Source organism: Paenibacillus sp. JCM 10914 (assembly GCF_001315105.1).
GTDB lineage: Bacteria > Bacillota > Bacilli > Paenibacillales > Paenibacillaceae > Paenibacillus_AQ.
Window position 1 is genome coordinate 1 of the sequence record NZ_BAZR01000056.1, and the last position, 9863, is coordinate 9863.

The 9863-nt window shown below is 44.4% G+C and carries 4 protein-coding genes; all 4 read left to right on the top strand.

Annotated features, from left to right (window positions below; genetic code table 11):
- The first annotated feature begins 37 nt into the window (after positions 1 to 37).
- Positions 38 to 6274, top strand: coding sequence for a non-ribosomal peptide synthetase (locus tag JCM10914_RS27750; RefSeq protein ID WP_206778019.1), 6237 nt, complete (start codon positions 38 to 40; stop codon positions 6272 to 6274).
- The gene (locus JCM10914_RS27755) at positions 6262 to 6852 is read left to right on the top strand and encodes a phosphopantetheine-binding protein (protein WP_036720517.1); all 591 of its coding nucleotides are present in this window, start codon (positions 6262 to 6264) and stop codon (positions 6850 to 6852) included. The genes JCM10914_RS27750 and JCM10914_RS27755 overlap by 13 nt, the downstream gene beginning before the upstream one ends.
- Positions 6853 to 6860: 8 nt before the next feature.
- On the top strand, positions 6861 to 8231 hold the full coding sequence (locus tag JCM10914_RS27760) for a condensation domain-containing protein (protein ID WP_023967426.1): 1371 nt from the start codon (positions 6861 to 6863) through the stop codon (positions 8229 to 8231).
- Between the two features lie 21 nt (positions 8232 to 8252).
- Positions 8253 to 9863 (top strand): condensation domain-containing protein (locus JCM10914_RS27765; protein ID WP_036720520.1); only part of this gene is annotated, 1611 nt, incomplete at its 3' end.

Genomic DNA, 9863 nt, shown 5'->3' on the forward strand with positions numbered 1-9863 from the left:
ATATCAATCGCTCCGCGAAGATCAAGGCATCGCCTCTTTGCTGTATACGCTGCAGATGGACAAGCCAGTGCTATATATCGGTTTGGATGACTCCAAGGAAGATATTCGTTCTCTTACCCGGACGGAAAAGAGCAAGAAGATCGTTGTACATGTCGCATTCAGCCGGGAGAAAGATGCAAGGGAAGTAGGTGGACAAATTCGCAAAGAGTTTGCCCAGTATGCGGACGCGCAGGAGTTCGGTCGCTCTTGGGAGCTTGCGCTAAGTGAGCGCGTACAGCTTCCGGTCACGCTAAATGGGGAAGTGGACCGACTAGCGCTGGAGGGGCTCGAGGATCATGCTGCAGAAGAGGAACTCCAGACAGAGGTGGAGCGGCAACTGGCGGAAATATGGAGCCGGTTATTGCCGGTGCGTCGTGTCGGCAGGCATCAGAATTTTTTCTCGCTTGGGGGGGCCTCCCTCAAGGTGATGCAATTGCTCTCGGCTGTCCGTGACCGGTTTCAGAAAGCGGTGACGTTTCGGCAGTTTTTCGCAGAGCCGACCTTGGCAGGGCTAGCACGACTTGTAGAGATGGGGGAAGCAAGCAAGGCACTGCCTATTCCGGCAGCCCATAGTGGAAAGGGAGGCCACCCGCTATCCCGTGCGCAAAGACGGCAGTGGTTTCTATATCAGTGGGCACCAGAGAACCCCTATTACACGAATACGATGAGCATCCGGATCGAAGGAAAGTTGAATATGGGTGCACTGCGCCAAAGTGTACAGGCCATTGTAAATCGGCACGAAATGTTGCGGACAAGATTCGAAGAAATGGACGGGAAACCGCTGCAGATCATCGAGCCGTATACACCAATACAAGTTCCGCTGATCGTAGTCCGCTCGAGCGCGGAAGCGGAGTCGATGATCCAAGAAGAGGCGAATACCCCGTTTGATTTGACGAGAGACCCGGTTATTCGGACTCAAGTTCTTCGCTTGAAAGCCCGAGCTCACATTCTGTTGGTATCGATTCATCATATTGCCTCGGACGGCTGGTCTTTTGGCGTATTTCTAGATGAACTGAGTCAACTATATGAGGGCTATGCTGCAGGTGGAAATCCCACGCTTGCGGAACTCTCCATTCAATATACGGATTTTGCTGCGTGGCACGAAGAGCAGATCCAGCAGGGGCAGTTCGAGAAGCAAATGGCGTACTGGAAGGAAGTTTTGCAGGGGGAGCTCCCGGTTATCGATTTGCCAACGGATTACCCTCGACCGCCGCAGCAGCGATTTCGGGGCAAAACGCTGGAATGGCTATTAGATAAGGAAGCAACGGAATCGGTCAGTGAGTTATCTCAACGCAACGGTGTTTCACAGTTTATGACATTATTATCGGTCTACATCACGTTGTTGTTTCGATACACGGGGAAAGAAGATTTAATAGTCGGCACCGTGATAGCCAATCGGAACCGGACGGAAGTCGAACCGCTTATCGGTTTTTTTGTCAATACGTTGGCGCTGAGAGTTCAACTAGCGAATAATAACCCTACCTTTCAAGAAATTCTAGCCCGCGTCCGGGACGTTGCAACAGGTGCGAACGATCATCAGGATCTCCCATTTGAAATGCTGCTTGACGAAATGAAAGTGGAAAGGGAATTAAGCCGGCATCCCTTGTTTCAAACCCTTTTCGTTATGCAACAATCGTATGAAACGAAGGAAGCGAACGGGAATCGATTCACGATGCAAGCGGAAAGTGGGAATACATCGAAGTTCGACTTGAGCATGTTTGTACAGGAACGTGATGGAAAGCTCTTAGTTCAGTTGGAATATAATACGGATTTATTTGCTGAAGCTTCGATGAAGCAATTATTCAATCATTATTTGAATTTGTTACAACAGGTCGTTACCTTTCCTGAACAACCGGTAAGAGGGTTGCCTTATTTAGCGGAAACAGAAATCGGCCAAATGCAGGCGTGGAACGAAACAACGCGCCCATATGCGGATGACAAGTGTATACATAAACTATTCGAGGAACAAGCGGCGAGAACGCCGGATGCGGAAGCGGTTGTGTTCGAGGATGAGACGCTAACGTATGCGGAATTGAATCGACGAAGCAACCAACTGGCGCATTACCTGCATCAGCAAGGGGTGGGACCGGAGAGTCTTGTGGCGATTTGCATGGAACGGTCGGTGGATCTAATCGTTGCTTTGCTGGGTGTGCTCAAAGCAGGGGGCGCGTACGTGCCGCTGGATCCGTCATATCCGCCGGAACGTCTCGCTTACATGCTGGCGGATTCGGGCGTATCCGTGGTGGTGACGACAGAAAAATGGCTAGACCTACTGTCGAAAGACGGAGTGCAGACGATGTGCTTGGATCGGGATGGTTCTGCACTCGATCGCTTCAGGGAAGACAATCCCGGCGCGCAGGCTTCATCGGACCATGTGGCTTATCTAATTTACACGTCGGGATCAACGGGACACCCGAAGGGTGTGGTGATCGAACACCGGTCGCTGCTAAACCTGGTGCTTTGGCACTGCGGCGCTTACAGGGTGGAGTCAAGAGACCGGGCTACGCTAATTGCTGGAGTTGCCTTCGATGCCTCGGGGTGGGAGATATGGCCTTATCTGATTAAGGGGGCAAGTCTGTATATACCTGCTGAAGAGACGAGGCTGATGCCGAGTCGATTGCGGGATTGGATGATCGGGACGGGGATCACGCTAAGCTTTATGCCGACGCCCCTGGCGGAAAGCATGCTTGGTCTGGTATGGCCTGAGGAAACGAAGATCCGTTATTTGCTGACAGGAGGCGACCGTCTAGGGCAATATGCGCCAGAAGGGCTTCCGTTTACATTAGTTAACCACTACGGACCGACGGAGAACACGGTAGTCACAACGGCAGGAACCGTACCGTCAGAGGCATGTGAAGGAGTGCCACACATCGGCCGCCCGATCGCTAATACGCAGGCGTTCGTGCTGGATGATGAGATGCAGCTAGTTCCCATGGGCGTATCGGGTGAATTGTACGTTGGTGGCGATGGCTTGGCACGGGGGTATTGGAATCGTCCAGAGCTGACGAATGAGAAGTTTATCGTTCATCCGCAGTGGGACAAGCGTCTTTACCGAACCGGGGATTTGGTGCGCTGGCAGCCAGAGGGGAACTTGGAATACTTGGGACGGATTGATGACCAAGTGAAAATTCGAGGATACCGGATCGAACTTGGAGAGATCGAAAGATTTCTACTCCAAATGCCTCAGGTACGGGAAGCGGTAGTTCTGACGATAGAGGACGAATATGGCAACAAAAAATTAAGCGCTTTTCTCTCCTCAGTAAATAGAATAACTATGGATGAGGTGTGTGAGTCGTTATCTCCTTATTTACCGACTTATATGATTCCTCATCATGTGTTTATGGTAGACAGCATTCCTGTGACTGCGAATGGCAAAGTGGATAGGAGTGCTTTGTCCTCAAGGTTTACTTCCGAACAGTCGAAAGTATATCAACCAAGCGGCAGCCCGGGGAGTAAGACGGAAATGAAAATCACCGAAATTTGGCTGGAAGAATTGAAACATTATGTGGGTGAGATTCCTATCACAGCCAACTTTTTCGAGGTCGGAGGGCATTCGTTAATAGCGGGAACGGTCTTATCCCGAATTGAAGAAACATTAGGTGTATCAATGTCCCTGGCGGAATTGTTTAATCGTCCTACCATTAAACAATTGGCCGAGTATGTCGATTCAGCTCTACCTTCTCGTAACGATTTCAAATTACAGAAAGCAGAAGAGATGCAAGCTTATCCTGTTTCATCCCAACAACGTGGAATTTATGCCATTATGCAAACGGACCCCTGGACGGTCAGTTATAATATGCCGGTCGTTTTCAAAGTAGATGATATTCAACCGGATCGGCTGGACAAAGCGGTTCAAATGTTGCTATCTCGCCATGAGATGTTAAGAGCTTCCTTTTTCGTCGAGCAGGGGCAGATTATGTACTCAATTCTGAATACAGCGGAAGTCCTAGTGGAACAGTTGGTTGGAGATGAAACTCAATGGTCTGAGATTGTTGATGGTTTTGTACGTCCGTTCACGTTCCATCAAGCTCCAATATTTCGGGTCGGGGTCATCCGATTCCCACTTAATTACAGCATGATCATTATGGATACCCATCATATCGTTGCGGACGGTTTATCTATGAAGTTGCTTGTCGAAGAGTTCATTAATCTCTATGTGGGAACACATGTGAATGAGATGGATGGCAATCTGGCGTTTGCGGATTATGTGACCTTGCAGGACAAAAAGGAAACTATTGGATTGGAGGAACAGCGAGCTTTTTGGAAGGGATTCCTTCAGGGGGAACTGCCGGTCCTGCATCTCATGACAGACTATCCGAGACAGCCATATCAGCAATTGGAAGGCGATCGAATCCGGATGGAGTTGAATGAAACTCTGGTGCAACAAATCCGAAGAGCTGCATTCGAATGGCAAGTTACCCCTTATACGGTGTTTCTAGCCTCCTATTCATTGTTGTTGTCATACATTACTGACCAAGAAGAAATTATTTTTGGAACTGTTTTTAACAATCGTCCGCATCGTTGGAGCCAGTCAGTTGGCATGTTTATCAACACGTTGCCTTTGCGAATAAGCGTGCCGACGGATTTGACATCTCCGGAATTTGTGGCATTTGTTCATAGAATTGTACTTGAATGTCACGCTCGTCAAGACTTCCCGATGGATCAAATGCTGCAAGGGTTTGAAATACAAAGGGATATGGGACGGCATCCTTTATTCGATACTCTCTTTGTTTATCGTCATCGTGAACTGGACTTTGACAGGGAAGATGGACCACTCAAAACTGTAGACTATACCCTACGCGCCTCGAAGTTCGAAATGACATTGGAAATAGTGGAGAAAGCTAACAAGACTCTGTTGGAGCTTGAGTACTGTACGAAATTGTTCAAACCTGCATCGATTCAAAAAATAGCGATTTATTATCAGCGGATCCTGGAACAGATGGTGGATTCCTCTCTCATGAAAGCAAACCAAATAGATCCAATGACAGATAATGAAAGGCGAGAAATACTCTTTACATTTAATGATACAAATATGGAGTTCACCGTCGAAGAACCGACGGTAATTCATTGGCTCGAGAAGAAAATAGCCGAATATCCGCAGCAAATTGCTGTTAAATACGGTAACCAGCAAATTACCTATCGAGAATTATGGGATAAAACTGGCCAAGTCGCATCTTATTTGCACGATAGGGGGATTGGCTCTAAGCAGACGGTTGCGCTCTTGACAAGCCGATCCGTCGATATGGTGGTCAGTGTAATCGGTGTGTTAAGAGCCGGTGCATCTTATTTACCGATTGATCCGAACTTTCCTCTGGAGCGGATACGTTTCATGCTGGAAGACAGCTCTGCTGCATTAATGTTAACTAATATCAATCAGTGGAAATTTGAGTTCTCTCTTCTTCCCGTAGAAGGAGTATTTTTGAAAGACCCTGTCATTCTTGAAAGGCAACCAGTATTTACCTGCTTGCAATTACCTGATCCAGAGGAACCAGCCTATGTAATTTACACTTCGGGATCCACTGGTAAGCCGAAGGGGGTAATGATTACACATGGCAGTCTAATGAACTTGTTGCTAACCGTGCAATATAAATATCCTACAAATTTTGGTGACAGTTATCTTTTGAAAACAAATTATACATTTGATGTATCCATCGTAGAACTGCTGGGCTGGTGCATAGGAGACGGACACTTAGTTATCGCAGAAGAGGAAACTGAGAAGGATTTGGGCGCGATTCACGAAAATGTCAGAAGATTTGGCATAACGCATATCAATTTCGTTCCTTCTCTATTGAAATGGTTCTGCTCTTTCTGTGCGGATTCACCGCTGCCCTCATTAAAATATATTTTTGTGGCGGGTGAAGCATTTCCGGCAGAGCTTACCAATGAGTTAATCGAGGTATTTCCTACAGCTGTTATCGAAAACATCTATGGCCCAACGGAATGCACTATATATGCGACTAGTCATACGATAAAGAAAGATGAATCATCGCCTGTTCTTATTGGAAGACCGCTTCCCAATCAAAAGGCTTATATTTTGGATAGCAAAGGTCGTTTACGTCCGAAACGCTTTTCGGGCGAATTGTGCTTATCGGGAAAAGGTGTAGCACTCGGTTATGTGAACTCTCAGGCGAATACAACATCTCAATTTGTTATTAAAGATGGTGAGCTCCTTTACAGAACCGGTGATTTAGCGCGCTGGTTGGAGGACGGGAACATTGAATATTGGGGAGAATAGATCGTCAAGTCAAGGTACGTGGATATCGCGTCGAAACTGATGAGATCAAACAAACTCTTTCGAAAAGAAAAGATATATTTGATGCTGCCATCGTGGCCAAGCTCAACCAACATGGTCATACCGAATTGGCTGCTTATCTCATTTCAGAAGCTCGCCCTTCAGTGACAGAGTTACGTGGTTATTTGAGGGAATACTTACCAGATTATATGATCCCTTCTCACTTCATTTACTTGGACCAATTTCCTTTAACGGCTTCGGGAAAGGTTGATTTAAATCAGTTACCTGATTTGGGTAAGCATTCAGTACAGATGAAGGGTAACGTTGAACCCATGAATGCAATAGAGGAATCAATGGTAGCGATTTGGAGGGAGATATTGGGCGTTGAATCAATCGGTACAACCGACAATTTCTTTGAATTAGGAGGAGACTCGATCAAAGCGATCCAAATCGCTTCTAAATTTAATAATGGATCCCAGTCTATTCAGGTGCGACATATTCTAAGTCATCAGACCATTGTGGATATTTGCCAATTTGTAAAAATACAAACTCTCGAAAAAATGTACGATCAAGCATTGTAACAGCCGACATGGTTCCGACGCCTATTCAACACTGGTTCATGGAACAATATCTTACAAATCCGAATTACTACAATCAATCGGTTTTGCTTTCGTTCCATAACGCACCAGACAGAAAACGATTAGAACAGTGTTTCAAATTACTTATTACACATCATGATGGATTGAGACTGAACTGGGATCAATCGAGAGGGCGATTTTTCATTAACAATGTCTTATTAGATCGTCCTTTTCATATTGAATTGGTAGATTTGAGTCATTGTGGCGAAGATGAATTGGAATGGGAGTTAAGGCATCAAATAATTATGCATAAGTCCGGATTCAACATTGAATCTTCTATTTTGATTAAAGCGGTACTTTTTAAATGCAGTCAAACTTCCTACCGTTTATTTATTACTGCTCATCATATCTTGGTAGATGGCGTATCTTGGAGAATTCTTTTGGAGGATCTTACATTCCTTTACCAAGTACCATCCAGTCAGGACAACTCCATGTTAGCCGAGAAAACGGCCTCTCTAAAGAACTGGACGGATTTCTTAGATCAATACTCCTCTCAGAGTGGACTATTGAAAGAGCGGGAATATTGGACCCCTATTGAAGAAAAAAGGCGAGATTTTATATTGCCCGTAGACAAGAATCCTGAAGATTGGCGGTATAACAACCAGGAAGTTGTTCAAGATACGTTGGATGAACTATGGACGGAGATTTTGAAAACCAAATGCTATCGAGCCTTTAATACGGAAGTCATCGATTTATTATTGATTGCTTTGGCCAGAACTTTAAAAAGTTGGACTGGAGAAAATGAATTTATTATCGAACTGGAGAGCCATGGAAGGCACTTAGAAGGTATAGATCTGACCAGAACTGTCGGTTGGTTCACTTCGCTCTATCCATTCTTAATGAAATTACCAGAACAAGAAATGAAAGATCAAGTGATTGGTATAAAGGAACAAATCAGGTCGATACCCAACCATGGAATCGGTTATGGCTTATTTAAGTATATAAGAAAAGAATGGGGCCATTCAAAGCAAGATCGAACAGCGATTCGATTTAATTATTTGGGTCAGTTTGATAGGGAAATGAACAATGAACTGTTTTCTCTTGCTCTCGCCACTGCACAGGATGAGATATCTTGTGACAATGAAATGTCAACAGGATTGGATATCAATTGCATGATTGTTGATCGTGTCCTACGTGTTGAAATCTCTTTTAATAGTCAAGTCTACTATCAAGAGACAATGATAGAGTTTTGTACCTGTTTGTTAGACCACATCAAGTCCGTTATTCAATTTGTCTCAGAAATAGAAGACCGTACTTTTACTCCATCCGATTTTGATGCTGCTGACGTGAATCAACAAGATCTGGATCAATTATTCAGTTAACTAATGAGAGTGAGGAAGTATATGTCGCCCCGAAAATTAGATAAGGCTCTAGTTGAAGATGTATTAGGATTATCTCCTGTTCAGCATGGAATGCTTTTCCACACTCTACTATCTCCGGAAAGCGAGTTATACTTTGAACAAACTTCTTTGGAGCTTACTGGGGTTATACAACCGGATTTGTTAAAGCAGGCGTGGTCTTTCGTTATTGCCTCGAACCAGATGCTTCGAGCGGTATTTAGATGGACAAACTTAGATAATCCTGTTCAAGTTGTTCTCAAACATTCCGAATTGCAATGGGAGCATCGAGTATTGGACAACACGACTGACATGGTCGAACAAATCGAGTCTATTAAGGCAGCCGATCGAAATAGCAAGTTTGATTTAGAAAAGACACCTTTTCGAATTATTCTTTGCAGCAAAGGTACTAACTCTGCCGAAATGATCATTTGTTTTCATCACATGTTGATTGACGGCTGGAGTTTCGCGATTATCCTCAGAGAATTTTTGGATAACTATAAACGTCTTCTTCAAAGAATGCCGCTTGAGGAGTCACGCAAAACCTCATTTAAGGAGCACATCAAGCTTTTCCGAACCAGAGACGTTAATTCGCAGAGGGCCTTTTGGCAAGAATACTTAGAAGGATACTCGAATCGATTGCTATTACCTTATGAAGTGAAATTCAATGCTGGCCTTCATTCGATTACACAGACGGATGAAATTTCTTTTCTGTTATCAGATGACATACATAGGAACTTACATAAGTTTATACAAACACATCAATTGACGGTTGCTACATTTCTTTATACAGCTTGGGGCATCACACTTCAGAAATTCAACAATACATTGGATGTAGTGTTCGGCACCACATTGTCCGGAAGAGACCAGTCTATAAAAGACGTTGATCGAATTGTCGGCATGTTCATTAATACGCTCCCCATACGAATTAAAACTTCACCGAGTGAAACTATTTTAAATGTGCTTAAAAATGTTCAATCATCTCTTCTGCATAGGGAACCTTATCATTCTACTTCTTTGGTGGATATAAAGGATTTCATGAATGAAAAAGATTTGTATTCTTTATTCAGATCTATTGTCGTTATTGAAAACTATCCTCTAGGTGAACTATTTTCGAATACGGATGAATTGAATATTAAAGCAATTTCCTCCTTTGAAATGACGAATTATGATTTAACCGTTGTATTCACTGAAGGTGCTATCCCTACGATACATTTGAAGTATAATTCGACCCTGTTTCATCCGGTTCTTGTGAAAAACTTACAAAAACATTTGCTTGAAATTATAAGACAAATGCTTTCAACTCCAGAAATGCAAGTGTCATCTGTTCGTCTACTTAATCAACGAGATTATAGCCATTTTCTTAGTAATTTGAGCGATGGTGGCATTATTGATTATTCAGTTGAGAGAACTGTAGAGAGGCTGTTCGAAGAGCAAGTGGCACGGACGCCGAATGCAGAAGCTGTCGTGTTTGGTGATATGTCGCTGACGTATGCGGAATTAAATCGACGAGGCAACCAACTGGCGCATTATCTGCGTCAGCAAGGAGTAGGACCGGAGAGTCTAGTGGCGATATGCATGGACCGGTCGGTGGATTTAATTGTCGCTTTACTGGGT